The organism is Janthinobacterium sp. LPB2021202312-11-4 (assembly GCF_037049705.1).
Classification (GTDB): Bacteria; Pseudomonadota; Gammaproteobacteria; order Pseudomonadales; family Pseudomonadaceae; genus Aquipseudomonas.
In genome coordinates this window covers 135,257-156,116 of sequence record NZ_JBAGKV010000013.1, presented here as the reverse complement: position 1 = coordinate 156,116, position 20,860 = coordinate 135,257, and the positions used below count along the sequence as shown (strand labels likewise).

Below are 20,860 nucleotides of genomic sequence, written 5' to 3'. Positions count from 1 at the left end.
CGGCAACGGGCGCTAATTTAGGTTGAGGCAATCAGATGGCTATGACAGTCCATTGCGATATCGTCAGCGCGGAAGGGGAAATCTTTTCCGGCCTGGTCGAGATGGTGATTGCGCACGGTGCACTGGGTGATCTTGGTATCGCCCTGGGTCACGCGCCGCTGATCACTAATCTGAAACCAGGTCCTATCCGCCTGATCAAGCAGGGCGGGGAAGCCGAGGTGTTTTACATCTCCGGTGGTTTCCTCGAGGTTCAGCCGAACATGGTCAAGGTTCTTGCCGACACCGTGCAACGTGCTGCCGACCTGGATGAAGCCTCCGCTCAGGAAGCCGTTAAGGCTGCCGAGAAGGCCTTGCATGAACGTGGCGCGGAATTCGATTACGGTTCTGCTGCCGCACGTCTGGCCGAGGCGACAGCTCAGCTGCGCACCGTCCAGCAGATCCGCAAGAAGTTCGGCGGTTAATCCGTCATCGGCTTGTTGTGCGATTGATTAAAAAGGGTAGCCTCGGCTACCCTTTTTTCTTTTCCGACTTTCATAACCCGGTCGCAGTTGCTGACCACCCAGGATTGGTAGCCAGTCATGTCTCTTGAAATCGTTATCCTCGCTGCCGGCCAAGGCACTCGCATGCGTTCGGCGCTGCCAAAGGTTTTGCACCCGATTGCCGGCAATTCGATGCTGGGCCATGTTATCCACAGCGCCCGGCAACTTGATCCACAGCGCATTCATGTGGTGATCGGCCATGGCGCCGACGCCGTGCGTGAACGTCTGGCGGCGGATGACTTGAATTTCGTGCTGCAGGACAAGCAACTGGGCACCGGCCACGCCGTCGCCCAAGCCGTGCCGTTCATCACCGCCGATACCGTGCTGATTCTTTACGGTGACGTGCCGCTGATCGAAGTCGAAACCCTGCAACGCCTGCTCAAGCAGGTGGCACCGCAGCAACTGGGCCTGCTCACCGTCCAGTTGGATGATCCGACCGGTTATGGCCGTATCGTTCGCGATGCCGAGGGCAAGGTCACGGCCATCGTCGAGCAGAAAGACGCCAGCGAAGCCGAACGCGCGATCACCGAAGGCAACACCGGCATTCTGGCCGTACCGTTTGAGCGACTGGGCGACTGGATGAGCCGGCTCTCCAACAACAACGCCCAAGGCGAGTACTACCTGACTGACGTGATTGCGATGGCGGTCAGCGATGGTCTGGTGGTGGCCACCGAACAACCCGTTGATGCCATGGAAGTGCAGGGCGCCAACGACCGCAAGCAACTCTCTGAGCTGGAACGCCACTATCAGCTACGCGCCGGTCGTCGTTTGATGGCTCAGGGCGTGACCCTGCGTGACCCGGCTCGTTTCGATGTACGCGGTGAAGTCACCGTCGGTCGCGATGTGCTGATCGATATCAACGTGATCCTCGAAGGCAACGTTGTGATCGAAGACGACGTGGTGATTGGCCCGAACTGCGTGATCAAGGACAGCACCCTGCGCAAAGGCGTGGTGATCAAGGCCAACAGCCACATCGAAGGCGCTATTTTGGGTGAAGGCAGCGATGCCGGCCCGTTCGCTCGTTTGCGTCCAGGCACGGTGCTGGAAGCGCGGGCTCATGTGGGTAACTTTGTCGAACTGAAAAACGCACACCTGGGCGAGGGCGCCAAGGCCGGTCACCTGAGTTACCTGGGTGATGCCGAAATCGGTGCGCGGACCAACATCGGTGCCGGCACCATTACTTGCAACTATGACGGCCAGAACAAATGGAAAACCGTGTTGGGCGACGATGTGTTCATCGGTTCCAACAACTCGTTGGTCGCGCCTGTGGATATCTCTTCGGGTGCGACCACGGCGGCGGGTTCGACCATTACCCAGAATGTGGATAACGCGCAGTTGGCCGTCGGCCGGGCGCGGCAGAAGAACATCGACGGCTGGAAGCGGCCGGTGAAGATCAAGAAGAGCTGAGTTATCCACAGATCAAAAGATCGCAGCCTTCGGCAGCTCCTACAGGGTGTACAAAATCTGTGTAGGAGCTGTCGCAGGCTGCGATCTTTTTGCTTTACCCACAGATCTTTTTTTGGACGCCGGGTTGACGAAGTTTCGCCAATAGGTTTCTATTGCTTCCGTTATCTTTCGAATCGAAACTTACCAGCTCATGTCGAAGCGCAATACACCTCAACGCCGCCACAATATCCTCGCCTTGCTCAATGAGCGGGGCGAAGTCAGCGTGGATGAATTGGCCAAGCGTTTCGAAACCTCGGAAGTTACGATTCGCAAGGATCTGGCCGCCCTTGAGAGCAACGGCTTGCTGCTGCGTCGTTACGGCGGCGCGATCACCATGCCGCAGGAATTGGTCGCAGACCTTGGCCAACCGGTTTCCAAGTTCAAGCAAGCCATCGCTCGCGCCGCCGTCACGCGGATTCGCGAGCATGCGCGGATCATTATCGACAGCGGCAGCACCACCGCCGCGATGATCCCGGAACTCGGCCAGCAGCCGGGTCTGGTGGTGATGACCAATTCCCTGAATGTGGCCAGCGCCCTGAGCGAGCTCGAGCACGAACCGGTGCTGTTGATGACCGGCGGCACGTGGGACCCTCATTCCGAGTCCTTTCAGGGGCAAGTGGCCGAGCAGGTACTACGCTCTTACGATTTCGATCAGTTGTTCATCGGTGCCGATGGCATCGATCTGGTTCGTGGCACCACCACCTTCAACGAACTGCTGGGCTTGAGCCGGGTCATGGCTGAAGTCGCCCGGGAAGTCGTCGTGATGGTCGAGGCCGACAAGATCGGCCGCAAGATTCCCAACCTGGAGCTGCCCTGGAGCAGTGTCCATACCCTTATTACCGATGATCGCCTGCCGCTGGAGGCACGGGATCAGATTCAGGCCCGCGGTATCAATGTGATCCTCGCGGCTGTCAGTCAGGAGAAATAGCATGTGTGGAATTGTCGGCGCAGTCGCAGAACGTAACATCACCGCCATCCTGCTCGAAGGGCTGAAACGCCTGGAATACCGTGGCTACGACAGCGCCGGTGTGGCGGTTTTCACCAATGACGGGATTCTTGATCGCGTCCGCCGTCCGGGTAAGGTCAGTGAGCTGGATCAAGCCTTGGCCGCGTCGCCACTGGTCGGTCGCCTGGGCATCGCCCACACCCGTTGGGCCACCCACGGTGCCCCTTGCGAGCGTAACGCCCACCCGCATTTCTCCGGGCAGAACCTGGCTGTGGTGCACAACGGCATCATCGAGAACCACGAAGCACTGCGCGAACAGTTGAAAGCTCAGGGTTACGTGTTCACCTCCGATACCGACACCGAAGTGATCGCCCACCTGCTGGCGCACAAACTCAAAGACCTGCACGACCTGACTGTGGCCCTCAAAGCCACGGTTAAAGAGCTGCACGGTGCTTACGGTTTGGCGGTTATCAGCGCCGACCAACCGGATCGCCTGGTCGCCGCCCGCAGCGGCAGCCCGTTGGTGATTGGTCTGGGCCTGGGGGAAAACTTCCTCGCGTCCGACCAGTTGGCCCTGCGACAGGTCACCGACCGCTTCATGTACCTGGAAGAAGGCGATATCGCCGAAATTCGTCGCGATAGCGTACAAATCTGGGACGTTAACGGCAAAGTTGTCGAGCGCGAAACCGTGCAATACCGCGACAGTGCCGAGTCCGCCGAGAAGGGTGAGTTCCGCCACTTCATGCTCAAGGAAATCCACGAGCAGCCATCGGTTGTACAGCGCACCCTGGAAGGACGTCTGAGCCAGCAACAAGTGCTGGTGCAAGCATTCGGTCCCCAAGCGGCCGAGCTGTTCGCCAAGGTTCGCAATGTGCAGATCGTCGCCTGCGGCACCAGCTACCACGCCGGTATGGTTGCCCGTTACTGGCTCGAAGAACTGGCCGGTATTCCGTGCCAGGTCGAAGTGGCCAGCGAATTCCGCTACCGCAAAGTGGTGGTGCAGCCCGACACCCTGTTCGTGACGATCTCCCAGTCCGGCGAAACCGCCGACACCCTGGCCGCCCTGCGCAACGCCAAGGAACTGGGTTTCCTCGCCAGCCTGGCGATCTGCAACGTCGGCATCAGCTCCCTGGTGCGTGAATCCGACCTGACCCTGCTGACCCAGGCCGGTCGCGAAATCGGCGTGGCCTCGACCAAAGCCTTCACCACTCAGTTGGTGGGCCTGCTGCTGTTGACCCTGTCCCTGGGCCAAGTGCGCGGTACGTTGGACAAAGCGGTCGAAGCCACTTTGGTGGAAGAACTGCGTCGCCTGCCAACCCGTCTGGGCGAAGCCCTGGCGATGGACAGCACCGTGGAAAAAATCGCCGAGCTGTTCGCCGACAAGCACCACACCTTGTTCCTCGGCCGTGGCGCGCAATACCCGGTGGCGATGGAAGGCGCGCTGAAACTCAAAGAGATCTCCTACATCCACGCCGAAGCCTATCCGGCCGGCGAGTTGAAACACGGCCCATTGGCGCTGGTGGATAACGACATGCCGGTGGTCACCGTGGCGCCGAACAACGAACTGCTGGAGAAGTTGAAATCCAACCTCCAGGAAGTCCGCGCCCGTGGTGGCCAGTTGATCGTCTTCGCGGACGAAAAGGCCGGCATGACCAATGGCGAAGGTACGTACGTGGTGCAGATGCCGCACATCCACGACATCCTGTCGCCGATCCTCTACACCATCCCGCTGCAGTTGCTGTCGTACTACGTGGCTGTTTTGAAGGGCACCGACGTTGACCAGCCGCGTAACCTCGCGAAGTCGGTGACGGTGGAATAAGTTATCCACAGCGGATGCAGAAACTGTCTGCAATAAATAAAGGTTGTCACAAGTGTTGGCGCTGACGTCGAATTGACCCAGTTGCCGAGATGTCCCAGCCCAGTCGGACCCCTGAAACACATCGCCTAAGCAGGGCTTGTGCCGGTTTGGAGGTGTGGCATTCTTGTGTCGGCACGTGGGTCAATTCGGCATAGGCCTCAACACCCAATCCCATCAAAGACGGCAACGCTCGATCGCCTCCAGCGTATGTCGTACTTGCTGAGGTAGGGGACTGGCTGTAGCGACGCATGGATAAACGCCAAGGACCTACGAACGGTGCGAAACAATTTGCCGAGGCTTGAAGTCGAGCTAAGGCTGCCGTTAAGCAGGGTTGCCGAGGTAAGCTGCGGAAACGGAAATATCGGCTCGGGAAATGGCCATGACTAACGAAATAATTTTTTACACGCAGATCGCCTCAATCGTCACCTTCATCATCGCCCTTTTCACGGTTTATAACGTCTTGGTGCAGGCCAAGGATGCAGCGATCCAGTTGCTCAAAGAACGTCTGATCAATAAGGACGAGCAGATTGCAGCGTTAAAAGCTCAGACGTCCGACACACTGGTATCCATCCTCAATGATCGGATCAAGGTTACCCAAGAGGAAATTGGCCGTCTAAAAAATGACGGGGACATGCATCGCATAGAGATCGACTTGAAGGAAGAGGAGCTTCGCGGTATTCAAAACAAGCTGTCCGCCCTGTCCGAATTGATCCGTGAAAGCGATTTCGTTTGCCCGAAATGTGGATATCCACTGGCTGGCCGCCAGTCGCACACGATCTATGGAGGTGCGGACGGTGAACAGGAAGCGGACATCCTGATCAGTAATTATGAGTGCGGATACTCGATCGCAGACGATGGTAGAGAGCTCTCGCGCTGCAAACATCAAGCAAGCTGAATGGAAACGCTGGGTGCCGCTCGTTGGCACATTGATACCCGCTCGCCCCTTCTAAGCAATTGGATGGACTGGAGGAAGATAAGTGCGGGTCTGGGCTATGCAGTTAACGGGGGCTAAAGCCTAATGAACAGCAAGTTCCTTGCTCGACAAATCAGTGCGATCGAATCTTCGAGGCTTCCCAGAAGCCTCTATGGTTACATCTATGCCATAGGCATGGACCGCCAAGATTTCACCGACTACAGCGAGTGGCAGCAATACTGCGTGCTTTATAAGGCAATGGTCGCCTTACAAGGACAGGAAGGATTCGCGATATTAGCCGCCCGAATAATTGCTTTCACAGAAAAGACCCGGCCAAAACCAAGTCTAGCTACTCCAAATACCGCTCAGCGGCTCACCAAGAAAGAGCGGCGCCGTTTGGGGCAGGAAGGGCCGGATCAGAGTCCGAGCAAAGCAGAACGTCGTCTAGCTAAAGAACTACGTAGAGCAAAGCCCACGCCAAGCAAAACGATTGAGGACTGGAACGCATCGCCAAAAATTGGTCTCGGAATCAAAAGCACAATGCCACCCCCGCCGAAAACTAGACGCGATCAAGTGAAGTTAGATGCTCACACGAGCCCTCCTCATCAGAACGACCCATCTCATATTTTGTACGTCGCCGGATGGACAATGGCAGAGGACGAAAATTAGCCCTTTGCCAGCTTCGCTTCCCGGCAACCACTCTTGCGGCGCCTCGCCGGTATTATCCTCGATTCCCGCTCAGCCATCCTCCACGACCCAATGTCAGGTTTTGTCGAGCCGATCCATGTTGAGTTTTGATATGTCGCTGGCGCTGACCAGATCGAGCGGTATCCACTCTGGTCTCCACGGTTTGGATACTTCATCACCTAGAGGAATAAACATGCTCTACAGAGGCGTCTCGCTCGCGATCCATACCGAATCAGCGGGCACAATCAAGGTAAACGGTGATCAGGGGGAAATTATCCCCTTGCATGACGGCAAAGCACGCTATGACGGAACCTTCACATATGGGGCCTCCGAGGAAAATGCCGTGAATGCTCAACAGATCGAGACGGGGACATGGGGCTCTGCGTTCATCTCGACAACTCGAGATAAGAAGACGGCAGAGTATTTCGCTACCCATGATAGAGACGGTAACACCGTACCAGGAGTCGTTTATTGGATCGATGACACACTGTTCGAACAGCACGGCTTGGTAGCCATCGAATCTCAACAGCCGAAGTATCCTGAAGAACGCGAAGTTTCAATCCGGCCCAGCTCAGGCCGAATAATTCCAAGCGAGGTTATCATCAGGATTGAGCACATCGATTCGTAGCCAGCACTATTGATAAATGCTCCATGAAAGGCTGGCGCCAAGCCGGCCGGCGTGTTTAATGCAGACATATCACGCCCCTGGATTACGCGAACCTCCTGTGGGAGCGGACTGCGTGGCGCAGCGGAAAAATGGCATGACCTCAAATTGCCAGCTAAGGTGGCTTAAGTAAAAGTGTCTTGGACTGTCGAGTTGAGAGAACTCAGGGATCTAATGTGCCTAGTCTTGATAATCACATTCTCATTGCGTTGACTCATTATCGGGGGCTGATTGCGAAGCACTTCGGATGCTCATTGCTGGCATATTCCGGCCCCATACACCCTGCAGTCCAAAGCGCGTACGTGAATGCAATCGAAGAGTTAGTTCAGCATCGCGCCGATACAGAAAATCCGAACCGAATTTGCATCGTCATAGCTACGCCAGGCGGGGTGGTTGAAGCTGTTGAAAAAATGGTTGAGGTAACTCGACATCATTTTAATGAAGTCTTTTTCGTGGTACCTACGGCAGCGATGTCCGCTGGTACAATTTTTTGTATGTCCGGCGATAAAATTTTCATGGACTACACCTCCTCGCTCGGCCCCATTGATCCGCAGGTTCCCTTGGCAGATGGGCAGCTTGTCCCTGCTCTCGGTTACATCGACAAGGTGAATCAACTCATCGAAAAATCTGCGGCTGGGAGCCTCACTGATGCAGAGTTCATGATGCTACAGCGTCTGGATCTCGCGACTCTTCGTCGCTATGAACAAGCCAGGGATCTCTCCGTTAGTCTGCTAAAACTCTGGCTTGTGAAATATAAATTCAAAGACTGGACAGTCCATGGTTGTACCAATCCGGGCACGGCCGTATCCGAAGCAGAAAAAGAGGCCCGTGCCGAACAAATTGCAAAAGATCTCAGCGATAACAACCGTTGGCATTCGCACGGCAGAATGATCGGAATCAACACGTTAACCGGTGGTCTGAAGCTAAAGATCGAAGACTATACTGATGATCAAGAACTCAGGCAGAATCTGCGCGTTTATTCAGAACTGATCGCTGAGCACGCAGAACGTCAGCGATCTGCTTTCATGCTTCACTACACATAACCAGCTAGGGAGGGATGCCATGACGACGCTTGCAAACCGTACAGCAGAAGCGCTTGAACGCGAGTCGGTAATCCGTTCGGGGGAGAGATCCCAGCGCCTTTCAGCGATCAACGACCGTTATGATCGCCTTGTAAAGTCTGGAGCCGTTCAGCCTGAGCGCTACAACATTGCTCCAATTAACCCGTCGTCGATGACTCTCCCGCCAAGCTCCCTGTGAGTTTACGTTGAACCCAAAGCCCTGCTATCAGCTGGGCTTTTGTTTTTTTGGCTAATCAACTTTGCAGCAGATCAGTGAGGCTTTCATGCGGAGGATCAGCTATCGCGAATTCATTTCGCCGTGCCGTGACAAGTAGGTAAGGCGAAGTGAGAGTAAAAAGCACAGATCCTCAGGCGGCAGCGGGCTGGCACATTGACATCCTATAGTGATATGGCTTTAGCATTTGCACCTTCTTCAACATGCCACGGATGAGCAATGCCAAGCGCAAAGAATTTGACACCCAGCCAACTATGGGCTCGTTTGATCAAACAGGCTGGCCTAGAGCTTCGGCTTAAACAAAAGCCGGGGCGGGATGCTGATATGGAGCTGGCCGTTCTCCAGCAACTGGACCCCGCCAGCGGCACCGCCGGGGCATACCAAACGATCAGAGCCTTACTAGAGGCTGACCAGGATTTACCTGCACCGACGGTGACGGTGGAGCGCTTGCTGATTGCCGTATTGGAATCGCAGAAGGGCTTTGCGGCCATGATGAACGAGATTCTCGAAACGCTCGTCATGGCAGAGGGTACCTTGGGCGAAAGCAACCTTGAGTTCGAATTCAACTTTGATGCGGTGGCAGGCCCGCTGAGGTTGACCCTTGAGCAGTTCCAAGCGTATGAGGAGCGTACGCGTCGGGTGTGCGCCAGCCGCTTCGTACCGTTGTCACAGCAACAGCGTTGGCAAATCAGTAACATACTGTCCGACCTCCGCTTCCATTGGGAAAATCGCCCGGACGATAGCCTGCCAGACGCGCCTCAGGTCAATGCCAGATCTGCTCCTGCAAGGTTTCATGTGCCTTTGCTCGCGTTGGAAGCCGCCGTGGCAGATTTTCTGCAGCGCTGCAGCTCCGTTGGGCTATCGCGGACAGGCAACTTTCGTCGCCTAAATGAGCAACGGCAAGGCACCCCCAGGACTGCGGAGCAACAGGAAGAGTTCGATAGGATCGTGGATGCAACCGATTTTTGGGATGTTTCAATTGTCGATAGTATCAACTTCATCAAGGACGGCCTGAGCACACGGGACCTGGACCAAGACCGTACTTTCGAAATACTTATGCGGGCGGTGGAATTGATACCGGTCAAGCAACAGTGGATCGATGAGAGCTACCAGGAGTTACTCGACCTGTTGAACCTACCGACCTGGAAACGACGCCATGAGCTCTATTCGGTCTGGGTCGGGACACGCCTGCTGAACGTCGCCAAGCAGCACGCAAGCAAACTTGAATTCCATCCTCGCGATAGGGTGCTGTCGTTCGCCTTTGGGGGTAGTTCGTTGGCCAGTTACGAGGCGCATGGCGAGCATTTTTCCATTCACTGTGAGGTACGCAGTGAACTGGTGGGGGCAAGCCGCAAACGCAAGCGCGCCATCCAGCCGGACTTCAGGGTGCTTCGTGAAGGTGGGACGGCAACAACGAACGATGCCACCCGCTTGGTGGTTGAGTGCAAGCATTACCTGCAGCAAAGCACTTCCAACTTCTCCAGTGCAGCTAACGATTATGCGCGCAGTTGCTGTTTTGCGACCGTATTGGTGGTTAACCATGGCCCGGTGACCGAGGCAGCATTACTGGATGCCGTAGAGCCTGAGGTTCGCAATCGCGCACGGTTCATTGGAGATGCGGTACCGAACGCTTCGGATGGGCTGCAAGAATTCTTACGGACAACGCTGTTTTCGGCACCCGCGACGCTGTCATCGACTCCAGAGCAGCGTTCGCAACCGCGCGCTGATGCTACTAACGTTGTCATACCGGTAGGAGAGTTAGCGCACCCACAGGTGTCGTTGGAAGTGGAGTGGGACGAGACCCTGCAAGACATCGACCTGGCACTTGCCTTTAATCTCGACACGAGCAATGAGCAAGTCATGGTTGATTTCAGAAACCGGGGAGGGCTGAAGGCGCGGTTTTTCGCGCAATTACTCGAAGACGTGCGAGAGGGACCTGGCGTCGAGATGATCAACATCTACCAACTCAATGCAAAGCGCTACGAAGTCATCGTGCGTAATTATAGCGAGCCGGGCCATTTTCCAGCGGGACACCTGCGCGGCCGTATCACCCTCGGGAACAGCACTCTCGTGGTAAACCCGCCTACGCATGGAGTGCACTTGGGCGACTGGAAGATGGCAACCTTGCTGGTCAACGCAGACGGTACGGTCGCAATTCAAACCTGACCGCGCCTAAATTCGGCTAAGGGCGGGCGATCAAGGGCGCCTGTTGCTTGGCCGACCGGGGAAGCTACTTCCGCATTATCTGTATATATGGGCGGTATTGTTGTCTAGGTAGTATTAGGTGATTCGGGACGTGTTGTCGCTCAAGCCGAATTGACCTATGGGTCAAAATCGCATCAGCGCCAACACGCTACGGATCGACAAAGCGCCTTAGCCAGGAAAATATCCCTACACCTACGAACACTAAGAATCCAAGGATGCGTGGCACTGCGACCAGCCAAAGAGAAGGCGGTTTCCACGAGCCCTCCTTCACAAAGCAACCTTCCGGTCTAAAAGGCCCAAGCGGACGCGTCAGGAAGCTGTGCCAGAGGCCGTTTTTTCGAATCAGGCCACCAAGGTTCTCCGGTCTGAAAAAACTGGAATGACCAAAAGCATCGTTTCGAACGTTTATAACCGCCCGGCTCGTATAACCGACTTTCCCACCCGGGCCTGACCCGGGAATGCACCATTGAGCGAATGGCACAGATCCATCCTTGGCAGCGACGTGATTCATCACCGCTTCCACCCGCTTCTCTGCCAAGTGGCGATCCCAATCGAAGTTGGGCGTGATGATGCTCCCGGCAGTGATGACTCGTCCGAACTTCAAGTCCGCAAAGCCGGGATCTTCAAGCACTAACGAGAAGAGGCGTGTCCCAAAGCTATGGGCAACAACGTCAGGACGGTCGGGCCGTCCCATTGACCGCGCCGCCTCAATTGCAGTCCGAAATCGCTCACCTAATTTACGGGCCATCCGGCGATGCACGGGTGCCAAAAGGACTTCGACCGTTGCCCAACCGTACTTGTAGATTAGTACCGGCGCGGAGTACTTTAGCTGGTTAGCGATCTCCCAACTGAACGTCTCCTGCCAGGGAGCACGGCTGTTCATCCCATGGATGACGACCATCCAGCGAATGTCGCGACTGATAACGGCGGTGAGCCGAAAATATTGCTCAGGAATGGCTTTTGCGTCAGCCTCGACAAAGTTTGTCTTACAGTATGGACAGGCGACGGGGTCAACCCCATTCGGAAGTGTCCGTCGGCAGCTGTCAACAGGGCAAATGAAAGCGGTAAACCCGATGGCCGAGCCCCACCCCACTATTTTGGTAAGGAACGCTTCAAGGCGAACAACATCAGACTCACCCAATTGGCGTGCGAGTAAAGCTGCGGAAAACTCGATGTTTTCACCGAGTTCAACCCGACAACTGAGTTCCCTGGCCCATCGCTCCTCTGGTGAATCCTCAGCGGTAGTCACGGTGCGTTGTACCCCCAGATCAATCGGAGAATCACCAGCACGTCCTCACGCTTGCACTGAGCCCAAATTCTCAATTTTGCCTCGGCGCCGAACACCTCCACGGAGAGGTCACGGCTCGTCCCGTGCTCCAGAGAGACGAAATTGAGCATCCCTTGCGCCCTGGCAAACTGGTTCGTGTCCACGGCCTGCAAAACTACTCGCACGGGCCCTACCGCCTCGATCCCCATTCCCGGTAAGTTAGAGCCAACCTCGACGTAGCCGGCATCCTGCTCAAACCGGGTCGATTGCACGCCATTAATCCTCTGGGCTGACGTCCGGATAGCCTGCGTAAGCGGCACGAGCCTTACAGGCAAGTTGCCACACCCGAATCGCGCGAGCATCTCTCCAACGGCCTCAAAAACGTCATGGTGCTTGATCTCAGGATTACGGTGGATGAGGACAAGGCAGTATTCGTCGCCGAATCGCCACTCAAATCGAACGACGCTTCGATCAAGGCGTTGCCGGTAGGCAACGTATCGGTACCGTTCAACCCCTTCCTCCTCCTCGTAATCCTTCCGTGACCAGCGGTTCCATGCTTCCTTGCCTTGGTGCCACACCATCGACAAATGCTGGCCATCCACTGCAATCTGCTTGAGCTCCAGGTCTTCTGGAAACTCCGGGCTAGCCGCAGCATCGTTGAGGTGAGCGACTGGGCTCGCGTTGATGGCTCGAGTTAGCGCTGCAGCATCAATCGCCGGCGGCGATAGCACGTAGACATACTGATCGCCCCAGCCCTCGACCTCTGCAAGCCAAGCCTCCAGGCGGGCCTGGGTCAAGCGACCTTCGTCGATGGCACCGTCCAGGTTCTGGACGAAGTCCTGCTTGGTGGCGCCGATTTTGCTATCAGTGGCACGCAGCAGGTCTTTGATGAAGTTGTTGCCCTGGGCAACCACTACTTGCTTCACTAGCTCTTTGAGCTGCGCAGTGGACAACACTTCGTTGGGCATGTCTGTTCCTTTCGATTAGTCGATGATCCCGAATGCTGATCTAGCACGCCGCAGCATAGCGAGTAGCCATCATACGGGATCCAAACCGGAAGAGAATGGGGGGAGCAGCGTGTTCGTCGGGAGCGTCACGGGAAGCACCAGTACGGGCCGCTCACAGCTGAGTATGGAGGTTGCGCCGTATCCGAATGGCAGATGGCTTGCCGGCTTTGCATGAGCAAACAACCGATGCGAAGCTCAACGCTGACGCTGACGCTGACGCTGACGCTGACGCTGACGCTCAGTTCTGTCGGTGTGCCCGTGTGGACGCCGAATCGAGTTAACGTGACCACCAAAGGTGGACGACCATCTGATGAGCGGTGTGTTTGGGCGCTGTGCCCAGGTGCCGCCTACCTCGACATGCCGTAATGAATCGGCGAGCTATGTGGTGTGCGTTGCCAACGGTTCCAGCGCATCTCTTTACGAATTTCGTAACCCCAAAGGCCTTGTGACAATCTTTATTGTTTGCAATGGAGCCGTTTTTTTGGAGATTTTGAGTTTTGTGACAAACTTTATTTTTATGGAGCTAGCTTTGTAATGACCTACGGGCCCCGGAATACGCGGGGCACTGTGACAATCTTTATTGTTTCATCACAGAAACTGGTTTTGAACAATAAAGATTGACACAAAACAATAAAGTTTGACACTCATGAGCATAGATTGACACAAGGCTCAAACCCCCGTATCTACGGGGGTTTTCCTTTCCAGGCTTTCCCTTTGGTCTGGATTCATCGCTTCAACTTTCAGCGGGTGTAGTCTGGAAAATGTTTTGAATACGGCCGTTTTGGCGGTCGTGTCCTTCTACGACTTTTTCTCGGCGCGAGGTGAAGCGTGATGGGGACCGGTCGAAGGTTGCGCACGGATTTAGACATCGCACTGAGCCTGTGCTGAAAAAACGCTATTTCCGCACAGGTGAGTGACCGGTCGCGCTCACATAATGTTTCGGCCTGAATGAACGCTCTCGATGTAGTGTCAATCTATGTTGTTACCAATCGAGCCCCGTATTTGAAGTGCGACCCATCTGTGTCAATCTATGTTGCTGTTGCCTTTACCCCGAATCATCCTACAGACCCCGATTTACGGGAGGGGCTGTGTCAAACTATGTTGTTGATAACCAGAAACAAAAAGACCGCAGCTTTGGCTGCGGTCTTTTTTTGCCTCGGATAAGGCCGGCTATTTCAAGTCCACCAGTAGCGCACCAGATGAAAGAAGATCGGCGCGGCAAAACACACCGAATCCAGTCGATCCAGCATCCCGCCATGCCCCTCGATCATGTGGCCCCAATCCTTGACGCCGCGATCGCGCTTGATCGCCGACATCACGATGCCGCCGGCAAAGCCCAGCAGGTTGATCAGCAACGCAATCAAGAACGACTGCCACGGGTTGAACGGCGTGGTCCACCACAACGCCGCGCCAATCAGCGACGACAGCAGCACGCCGCCGACAAAGCCTTCGACGGTTTTCGACGGCGACAGGTTGGGGGCGATTTTGTGTTTGCCGAACAGCTTGCCGCACACGTACTGCAACACGTCCGAGAGTTGCACCACGATCACCAGGTAAGCGATCAGCAGCAGGTTGCGGCCTTCATATCCGACGATGTCCAGGGTCAGCAGCGCCGGCACGAACGACACGCAGAACACCGCGATCATTAAGCCCCACTGCACTTTCGAGGCGCGTTCGAGGAAGTGCGTGCTGTCCCCGCCCAGGGACGCGAGGATCGGCAGCAGCAGAAACACGTACACCGGGATAAAGATCGAAAACAGTCCGTACCAATCGAAATAAATCAGCAGGTATTGCAGCGGCAACGCCAGGTAAAACGCCGCGACCAGCGCCGGGTAGTCGCTGCGACGGGTCGGCGTGAGGGTGAGGAATTCGCGCAGGGCATAGAACGACACCGCGTAGAACAGCAGGATCACCGCGCCGGTGCCCAGCCAAAACGCGATGCCGATCACCACCACCATCACCCACCAGGCGTTGATGCGGGCGTTGAGGTTGTCGACCACTGCGTTCGGCGTGCCACGGGTGCGCAGTTTGAGGATCAGGCCGATCAGCGAGGCCAGCACCAGAATCATGCCGATCCCGCCGAACAGCATCAGGGTTTGTCTATCCATGTCAGGAATGCTCCGGGGCGAGGGCCAGCAGGGCGTCGCGGCTGCGGGTCAGAAACTGCGTTTTGCTCTCGTCTTCTTCCAACTGCAAAGGGGCGCCGAAACTGGTGGTGCACAACAGCGGCAGTGGCAGCACTCGACCCTTGGGCATGACGCGATTGAGGTTGGCGATCCACACCGGAATCACTTGGGCCTGTGGGTAACTTTTCGCCAAGTGATACAGACCGCTTTTGAACGGCAGCAGACCGTCCTCCAGATTGCGCGTGCCTTCGGGAAAGATAATCAGCGAATCCCCGTTCTCCAGAGCATCAAGCATGGGCTGCAAGGGGTTATCCACAGGCTCCTTGCGCTCGCGGTCGATCAACACGCCGTTGAACACGCGGTTGATGATGTAGCGGCGCACGACGCTTTTGTTCCAATAGTCGCTGCCGGCGACGGGCCGCGTGAGTTTGCGCAGGGCGGGGGGCAGCGAGGCCCAGAGCAGCACGAAGTCGCCGTGGCTGCTGTGGTTGGCGAAATAAATCCGCTGCACCGGTTCCGGCGCGCAGCCCATCCACAGGCTGCGGGCGCCGGTGACGGTGCGGGCCATGGAGGTGATGAGGGTGGCGACCACGGGTTCGAACATAAACGATTTCCTTATCCGGCGAAGGACAGCCAGGGGCTGGCCAGGATGATGGCCAATGTCGGCAGCACTTGGGCTGCCACCAGGACAGCCTGATTGCGCAGCAGTTTAAGCGCCCCGCGCTGACGCTCGGCCCAGGGCCGCCCGGCACGATTGGCCGGATGCAGGCCGAGGCTGTGCAAGGCTTGATCGAGATCGACAGTGCGGTGCGGCACGGCGTCAGCGTCTTGGGCCACGGCATCGAACAAGTCCGCGTCGAACGCGACGCGCAGTGCCCAGTATTTTTGCAACAAACCGACGACGATCAGCCAGGCACTGAGCAGCAGGCCCAGCGCCACCGGGGTGATCAACAGCAGTTGCAACAGCCCGAACACCACACCGAGCAGCGTCAGCCCTGTGGATAACTGATCGAGGCTGCGACCCCGACGCAGCAGACTGGCGACCACGTGCAATTCCATATCAACCGACATAGGCGTGCTCCAGGGCTTGGCGATGGGCCGGGTGCAACACCACGTGCGGGCGTGCGGCTTGAATCATCGTCACGGCGGCATCGACTGTCGCTGCTCGTCCGCTGTGCAGCAACCACGCAGCCACGGCGGTGGCACTGCGTGAATAACCCAACGCGCAGCACACCAGTAGCGGGCCGTGCTGGCGCAATTGTTCAATCGCTTGGGCGGCGGCGAGGCATTGCTCAGCGCTGGGCGCGGTCAGGTCGAGCACCGGAATACTTTGATAAGCGCGGCCACTTGGATTCAGTGGTAGTTCGGCGCAGAGATCGACCACGGCGTTAAACGGCGCCAACTGATCCGCGTCGGGCAGGCGACCGAGCCAAACGTTATCCACAACCTCATTGGGCTGTGGATGCTTGCGTGTCCACAGCCGTGAATTGATCCACGCCGCCGCGACGTAAGGCGCAAACAACCAACGGGCCGCCGGGCTCAGGCGTCCGTCGGCGCGTTTCTGAAAACCGGCGGCGTCGAACAACGCGTAATTGAGCGCGACCATGAATGAAGCCACGGCGGGCCAGATCAGCCACAACCACCCGCCGCCCAGGCCAAAGGCCGGGATCGCGAAAATCGCAGCGCCGACGCCATATCGCAGGGCCAACCGCCAACGTTTCGAATCCTTGGCCAGTCGCAGGCTGCTCAACGGACTCGGCCGATCCAGCGGCCACAACCACACGCACAGCCAACCGGCGAGGGCACCTGTGGGTAAGTCGATAAAGTGATGTTGATAAGTGGTCAGCACCGAAATCCCGATCAACGCGAACCAACCGTGCACCACCCAGCGCCAAAAGCCTTGGGTGTGCCGTTGATACATCACCCACAAAATCACCAACAGGGCGATGTGCAGCGACGGTGCCTGGTTGAACGGTTTGTCGAACCCGGCCAGTACCGCGAACAGCCAGCCGAACACCCCGTCCAGTTCCGGCCGGTCGAAGGTGAAGCGCAGCGGCCACAGCAGGAAGCAACTGACCGCAATCACCTGAGCGCTCAGTAGCCGCAAGGCGTGGCGTTTGAGCTCGTGGCGGCTGTTGGGCAGCAGCAGGGAAAAGCCGTACAGCAGATCAATCGTCCAGTAGGGCACGATGGTCCACGCCCAGAAGGGCATGGCGCTTTCCCACTCGAACACGAAGGTGCCGACGTCGCTGCGCTGGTTGGTGACCCACGTGGCAAAGCCGTAGCTGGCGAAAAACAGCGGCGCCAGCAGCAACAACCAGAGCACTGCTGGTTTGAGTAATCCCGGTTCCCTTGGCGCTTGGAGCATCATTGCACCCGTTGTGCGAGAGACACCGTGAAGATCCCCCATTCATCCACACGCTGGGTGATCTTGCGGAAACCTGCCGCTTCCACCAGTTGATCCATTTCCGCCTGGCTGCGCCGACGCATCACCCAGGCCTGGCCTTGGCGGTGGCTAGTGAGGGCGCGGGCGATCAGTTCCAGTTGCGGGTGCCACGGCTGGCCGGTGTAGACCAGATAACCACCGGGTTCCACCGCTTCGGCCAGGCCCGCCAGCGAACCGCCGACCAGCCCGTTGTCGGCAAACAACTCATACAACCCGGACACCACCGCCAGTGTCGGCTTCGGCTCCAGCGCTGCCAGATCAGCGCGGTCAAACGCGTCGCCCTTGACGAATTGCGCGATGCCGCCGAGGCCTTTATCGCGGATCAACGCACCGCCGTCGCGCACGTTGATGTCGCTGTAATCGCGCAGCAGGATCGATTCCGGCAGCGGACTCACGCCTTGCAAGGCTTCAAGAATGTAGCGGCCATGACCGGCGGCGATGTCGACGATGCGCACCGGGCGACCTTCGTCGCGCAGTTTGGCCATGGTCAGGCGCAGCAGTTCTTCGACGTTGAGTTTGCGTTGGCGAATACCGCGCCAGCCGATGGAATTCAGGTAGTTCTGGTCAATCATCCGCCCCAGTCCACCCTTGCCGGTGGGCTGGTTGCGGTACACGTAATCCAGGGTGCTGCCGGAGTCGAAACCGGTGTCGAAGCCCAGTTTCACGCCATCGGACAGTTTGCTGCCCAGGCGCATGCTGGCGCGGGTCATACGCCAGTACAGGTCGCGCAGCGAGTTGTGCGGCAGCGGCGCGGCGAGGGATTCGGATTCGGCGCAGGTCAGGCCGATTTTGTCGGCGTCCAGCAGCGAGGCGCGGTCCAGCGGGTAGTCGAAGTTTTGCAGGATAAAACGCTTGGCGCTGGCCACCGCCACGGCGCGATCCCGCTCGCCGAGGGTGTCGTGGAAGAAGCCCGGCAGGATGTGTTTTTCCTTTTTCAGGCTGCCCAGGCGTTCGAAAAACTGTTCCTGGGGTTTGCGATGGACCACAAAGTCCGAGCCGGAAATCAGCAACTGGGTCGGCACCTGGATCGCCTGGGCATCGGCCACCACGCGGTCGGCGGCTTCGTATAAACCGAGCAACACATTCACCGAAATCGCCTTGGTGATCAGTGGATCGCTGTCGTAGGACGCCACGCGTTCCGGGTCATGGCTGAGGAACCTGGCCTTGACGTAGCTGTTGACGAAAAAGTTGCCGCGAAACCTGCGCATCAGCCCCAGGCCCGAACGGGCGAACGGTACGTAGAGCTTGACCTTGAACGCGGGCGAGGCGAGCACCAGCGAACGGATGCGTGGCGCGTAATCGTGGACCCAGGTCGACACAATCACCGCGCCGACGCTCTGGGCGATCACTGCAATGTTCTCTTCGTCGATCTGGTGGGCGCTGTTCAGGTGATCGCAAAAGGTCTGCACGTCCCGCACGCTGGTGGCGAAACTCGGGCTGTCGCCGCGTGCGCCGGGGGACTGGCCATGGCCGCGTGCGTCCCAGGCAAAGAAGTCGAACCCGGGCAGGTCCAGTTCATCCACCAAGTGGGCGATGCGCCCGGAGTGTTCGTGGCCGCGATGGAACAGCAGCACCGCTTTGCGCGGTTCATCCGGATTGCCTGCGGTGGCCGGCCAGTGACGGTAGAACAGCTCGACGCCGTCGTGGGTGGTGAAGGTCTGAGTCTGGGTTTCGCGCATTGCATGCTCCATATGCTGTGTGGCCCTTACGCTGAAGGGGCTGTTTCCTGCACTTCTTTGAGGCCCTGGCGGACCCGGTTGATCAAGGTGTAAGCCAGCAGGACGGCGACCACCCCAAACACAACGTTAATCCACAACGGGTTGATCCAGCCGAGGGCGATGCCGGTGGCCACCACGCCCAAGACAAACGCCCGATCACTCTTGCCCATCGGCCCGTCATAACGCCGGGATGCGCCGACCATCGGCCCGAGGACGCCACTGTACTCGCTGAACACGGCCAGCAGCGTGACCGACAGCACAATCAACACGCTCACGTCGGCAATCAAGGCAAACGGCAGGATCAGCGCGCAGTCGGCGACGATATCGCACAGCTCATTGAGGTAGGCACCGAGGCGCGACTGCTGGCCGAACTCCCGGGCGAGCATGCCGTCGATGGCGTTCAGCGCCATGCGCAGGATCATCCAGACCGGAATCAGCACAAACACCCACGGATGATTGGCCAAGCAGGCAATCGCGACGCCCACCACCACCGAAATGACCCCGGCCAGCACGGTGATTTGATTGGCGGTGGTGCCGTTATCGAACAAGCGTTGAACCAGCGGTCGCAACAGGTTCTGGAAGGCGGGTTTGAGTTGATAAATGGAGGGCATCGGCGGACGGTCTCGGCAAATGAACGCGTGAACGTTCAGGGTTATACGTCACAATAATCGCAATGCCAGCAATACTGCACGGCTCATCCGCTTCCCGCGACCTCCACGCCCTTAGGCGAGGGTTGTTCAGTGCTCAGGAGTTTACCCATGGACCGCTTCCAGGAAATGCAGGTCTTCGCCGCCGTAGCCCAGGCCCAGGGCTTTTCGGCGGCGGCACGGCGCTTGGGGATGTCGGCGGCCAGTGTCACCCGGGCAGTGGCGGCGCTGGAGCAACGCATCGGCACGCTGCTGCTGACGCGCACCACCCGCAGCGTGCACCTGAGCGAGGCGGGCCAGCGGTATCTGGAAGACTGTCGGAGAATTCTCGCCGAGGTGCAGGAAGCGGAGGATTCGGCGGCAGGCAGTCACGCCCAGCCCCGTGGGCAATTGACGATCACCGCGCCGGTGTTGTTCGGCGAGTTGTTCGTCACGCCAGTGATGGTGCGTTACCTCGACCAATTCCCTGAAGTCACGATCAACGGCTTGCTGGTGGATCGGGTGGTGAGCATGGTTGAGGAGGGCATCGACGTCGCCGTGCGCATTGGTGAACTGCCGGACAGCAATCAGCACGCGATTCGGGTCGGCGAGGTGCGGCGAGTGATCTGTGCGTCGCCGGCCTACCTGAACGCCCATGGCCGGCCTCGGCATCCTGAGGATTTGTCCGGGGCGCCGGTGGTGGCTACCTCGTCCATTGGCCAACTGCGGAGCTGGCCGTTCCTCGATAAAGGCCAGCCCATCAGTGTTCGCCCGGAGCCACGGCTGGTGGTCACCGCCAATCAGGCTGCAATCACGGCGGTATCCCTGGGGTTGGGGATGACCCGCGTGCTGTCCTATCAAGTGGCGAGCAAAGTCGCGGCCGGTGAGCTGGAAATCGTGCTGGCCGACTTCGAACTGCCGCCGCTGCCGATCCACATCGTCTATCAGGGCGGGCGCAAGGCTCCGGCGCGCATCCGCAGTTTTGTCGATTTTATGGTGAAGGCACTGCGCGAACACCCGGCCCTGGGATAAGCGAAAACCTGTGGGAGCGGGCTTGCTCGCGAAAGCGGTGTATCAGTCAGCATAAAGGTTGAATGACACACCGCTTTCGCGAGC

The 20,860-nt window shown here is 57.8% G+C and carries 19 protein-coding genes; 11 read left to right on the top strand and 8 right to left on the bottom strand.

Translation table 11 applies throughout. The annotated features are described in order from the left end of the window. Positions 1–35 precede the first annotated feature (35 nt). From V5E99_RS16000 to V5E99_RS15960, 9 genes are all read left to right on the top strand, one after another. The gene (locus V5E99_RS16000; protein WP_140665201.1) at positions 36–461 is read left to right on the top strand and encodes a F0F1 ATP synthase subunit epsilon; all 426 of its coding nucleotides are present in this window, start codon (positions 36–38) and stop codon (positions 459–461) included. Between the two features lie 117 nt (positions 462–578). Continuing rightward, a complete protein-coding gene (glmU, locus tag V5E99_RS15995; RefSeq protein ID WP_499803310.1) occupies positions 579–1,946 on the top strand; it encodes a bifunctional UDP-N-acetylglucosamine diphosphorylase/glucosamine-1-phosphate N-acetyltransferase GlmU in 1,368 nt (455 codons plus the stop codon). Between the two features lie 190 nt (positions 1,947–2,136). Next, positions 2,137–2,913 (top strand): DeoR/GlpR family DNA-binding transcription regulator, encoded by a 777-nt coding sequence (locus V5E99_RS15990; protein ID WP_499803309.1) that lies wholly within the window; start codon positions 2,137–2,139, stop codon positions 2,911–2,913. Between the two features lies 1 nt (position 2,914). Beyond that, entirely contained in the window at positions 2,915–4,750 is a 1,836-nt protein-coding gene (glmS, locus tag V5E99_RS15985) for a glutamine--fructose-6-phosphate transaminase (isomerizing) (protein ID WP_499803308.1), read from the top strand. Between the two features lie 418 nt (positions 4,751–5,168). Next, complete coding sequence (locus V5E99_RS15980) at positions 5,169–5,684, top strand: hypothetical protein (protein ID WP_499803307.1); 516 nt, start codon at positions 5,169–5,171, stop codon at positions 5,682–5,684. Positions 5,685–5,807: 123 nt separating this feature from the next. Further along, complete coding sequence (locus tag V5E99_RS15975) at positions 5,808–6,371, top strand: hypothetical protein (RefSeq protein ID WP_499803306.1); 564 nt, start codon at positions 5,808–5,810, stop codon at positions 6,369–6,371. 115 nt (positions 6,372–6,486) lie between these two features. After that, entirely contained in the window at positions 6,487–7,017 is a 531-nt protein-coding gene (locus V5E99_RS15970) for a hypothetical protein (protein WP_499803305.1), read from the top strand. Between the two features lie 338 nt (positions 7,018–7,355). Next, complete coding sequence (locus V5E99_RS15965) at positions 7,356–8,096, top strand: SDH family Clp fold serine proteinase (RefSeq protein WP_216642224.1); 741 nt, start codon at positions 7,356–7,358, stop codon at positions 8,094–8,096. Between the two features lie 577 nt (positions 8,097–8,673). Continuing rightward, complete coding sequence (locus V5E99_RS15960; RefSeq protein ID WP_499803304.1) at positions 8,674–10,515, top strand: hypothetical protein; 1,842 nt, start codon at positions 8,674–8,676, stop codon at positions 10,513–10,515. 187 nt (positions 10,516–10,702) lie between these two features. On the opposite strand, the gene V5E99_RS15955 is transcribed toward V5E99_RS15960, so the two are convergent. Together V5E99_RS15955 and V5E99_RS15950 are read right to left on the bottom strand one after the other, a co-directional pair. Beyond that, positions 10,703–11,803, bottom strand: coding sequence for a hypothetical protein (locus V5E99_RS15955; protein WP_499803303.1), 1,101 nt, complete (start codon positions 11,801–11,803; stop codon positions 10,703–10,705). Further along, positions 11,800–12,789: a hypothetical protein gene (locus tag V5E99_RS15950; protein WP_499803302.1), complete on the bottom strand. Its 990-nt coding sequence runs from the start codon at positions 12,787–12,789 to the stop codon at positions 11,800–11,802. The genes V5E99_RS15955 and V5E99_RS15950 overlap by 4 nt, the downstream gene beginning before the upstream one ends. Positions 12,790–12,999: 210 nt before the next feature. Here V5E99_RS15950 and V5E99_RS15945 point away from each other — a divergent pair, with 210 nt between their 5' ends. Beyond that, on the top strand, positions 13,000–13,194 hold the full coding sequence (locus V5E99_RS15945) for a hypothetical protein (RefSeq protein ID WP_499803301.1): 195 nt from the start codon (positions 13,000–13,002) through the stop codon (positions 13,192–13,194). A gap of 809 nt (positions 13,195–14,003) precedes the next feature. Here the strand turns inward: V5E99_RS15945 and V5E99_RS15940 are convergent. From V5E99_RS15940 to V5E99_RS15915, 6 genes are read right to left on the bottom strand one after another with little or no spacing between them, the layout of a single operon-like run. Further along, on the bottom strand, positions 14,004–14,936 hold the full coding sequence (locus V5E99_RS15940; RefSeq protein WP_163910545.1) for a phosphatidate cytidylyltransferase: 933 nt from the start codon (positions 14,934–14,936) through the stop codon (positions 14,004–14,006). 1 nt (position 14,937) lies between these two features. After that, the gene (locus V5E99_RS15935; protein WP_499803300.1) at positions 14,938–15,558 is read right to left on the bottom strand and encodes a lysophospholipid acyltransferase family protein; all 621 of its coding nucleotides are present in this window, start codon (positions 15,556–15,558) and stop codon (positions 14,938–14,940) included. An 11-nt stretch (positions 15,559–15,569) separates the two neighbouring features. Continuing rightward, positions 15,570–16,025, bottom strand: a complete 456-nt coding sequence (locus V5E99_RS15930; RefSeq protein WP_499803299.1) for a hypothetical protein — start codon at positions 16,023–16,025, stop codon at positions 15,570–15,572. Next, positions 16,015–17,322, bottom strand: a complete 1,308-nt coding sequence (locus tag V5E99_RS15925; RefSeq protein ID WP_499803298.1) for a phosphatase PAP2/dual specificity phosphatase family protein — start codon at positions 17,320–17,322, stop codon at positions 16,015–16,017. The genes V5E99_RS15930 and V5E99_RS15925 overlap by 11 nt, the downstream gene beginning before the upstream one ends. After that, positions 17,322–19,079, bottom strand: coding sequence for a bifunctional alpha/beta hydrolase/class I SAM-dependent methyltransferase (locus tag V5E99_RS15920; RefSeq protein WP_499803297.1), 1,758 nt, complete (start codon positions 19,077–19,079; stop codon positions 17,322–17,324). Before V5E99_RS15920 ends, V5E99_RS15925 begins: the two co-directional genes overlap by 1 nt. A gap of 26 nt (positions 19,080–19,105) precedes the next feature. Continuing rightward, positions 19,106–19,729 carry a CDP-alcohol phosphatidyltransferase family protein gene (locus tag V5E99_RS15915; RefSeq protein ID WP_499803296.1) on the bottom strand — a complete coding sequence of 208 codons (624 nt, stop codon included), beginning with the start codon at positions 19,727–19,729 and terminating at the stop codon, positions 19,106–19,108. 147 nt (positions 19,730–19,876) lie between these two features. Between V5E99_RS15915 and V5E99_RS15910 the strand changes: the two genes are divergently transcribed. After that, positions 19,877–20,776 (top strand): LysR family transcriptional regulator, encoded by a 900-nt coding sequence (locus tag V5E99_RS15910; RefSeq protein ID WP_499803295.1) that lies wholly within the window; start codon positions 19,877–19,879, stop codon positions 20,774–20,776. Positions 20,777–20,860 lie beyond the last annotated feature (84 nt).

What these genes read in the sequence shown, in the direction of transcription:
- V5E99_RS16000 (WP_140665201.1), top strand. Translation starts at nt 36, where the DNA reads ATGGCTATGACAGTCCATTGCGATATCGTCAGCGCGGAAGGGGAAATC.
- glmU (WP_499803310.1), top strand. Translation starts at nt 579, where the DNA reads ATGTCTCTTGAAATCGTTATCCTCGCTGCCGGCCAAGGCACTCGCATG.
- V5E99_RS15990 (WP_499803309.1), top strand. Translation starts at nt 2,137, where the DNA reads ATGTCGAAGCGCAATACACCTCAACGCCGCCACAATATCCTCGCCTTG.
- glmS (WP_499803308.1), top strand. Translation starts at nt 2,915, where the DNA reads ATGTGTGGAATTGTCGGCGCAGTCGCAGAACGTAACATCACCGCCATC.
- V5E99_RS15980 (WP_499803307.1), top strand. Translation starts at nt 5,169, where the DNA reads ATGACTAACGAAATAATTTTTTACACGCAGATCGCCTCAATCGTCACC.
- V5E99_RS15975 (WP_499803306.1), top strand. Translation starts at nt 5,808, where the DNA reads ATGAACAGCAAGTTCCTTGCTCGACAAATCAGTGCGATCGAATCTTCG.
- V5E99_RS15970 (WP_499803305.1), top strand. Translation starts at nt 6,487, where the DNA reads ATGTTGAGTTTTGATATGTCGCTGGCGCTGACCAGATCGAGCGGTATC.
- V5E99_RS15960 (WP_499803304.1), top strand. Translation starts at nt 8,674, where the DNA reads ATGGAGCTGGCCGTTCTCCAGCAACTGGACCCCGCCAGCGGCACCGCC.
- V5E99_RS15950 (WP_499803302.1), bottom strand. Translation starts at nt 12,789, where the DNA reads ATGCCCAACGAAGTGTTGTCCACTGCGCAGCTCAAAGAGCTAGTGAAG.
- V5E99_RS15945 (WP_499803301.1), top strand. Translation starts at nt 13,000, where the DNA reads ATGAGCAAACAACCGATGCGAAGCTCAACGCTGACGCTGACGCTGACG.
- V5E99_RS15940 (WP_163910545.1), bottom strand. Translation starts at nt 14,936, where the DNA reads ATGGATAGACAAACCCTGATGCTGTTCGGCGGGATCGGCATGATTCTG.
- V5E99_RS15935 (WP_499803300.1), bottom strand. Translation starts at nt 15,558, where the DNA reads ATGTTCGAACCCGTGGTCGCCACCCTCATCACCTCCATGGCCCGCACC.
- V5E99_RS15930 (WP_499803299.1), bottom strand. Translation starts at nt 16,025, where the DNA reads ATGTCGGTTGATATGGAATTGCACGTGGTCGCCAGTCTGCTGCGTCGG.
- V5E99_RS15925 (WP_499803298.1), bottom strand. Translation starts at nt 17,322, where the DNA reads ATGCTCCAAGCGCCAAGGGAACCGGGATTACTCAAACCAGCAGTGCTC.
- V5E99_RS15920 (WP_499803297.1), bottom strand. Translation starts at nt 19,079, where the DNA reads ATGCGCGAAACCCAGACTCAGACCTTCACCACCCACGACGGCGTCGAG.
- V5E99_RS15915 (WP_499803296.1), bottom strand. Translation starts at nt 19,729, where the DNA reads ATGCCCTCCATTTATCAACTCAAACCCGCCTTCCAGAACCTGTTGCGA.
- V5E99_RS15910 (WP_499803295.1), top strand. Translation starts at nt 19,877, where the DNA reads ATGGACCGCTTCCAGGAAATGCAGGTCTTCGCCGCCGTAGCCCAGGCC.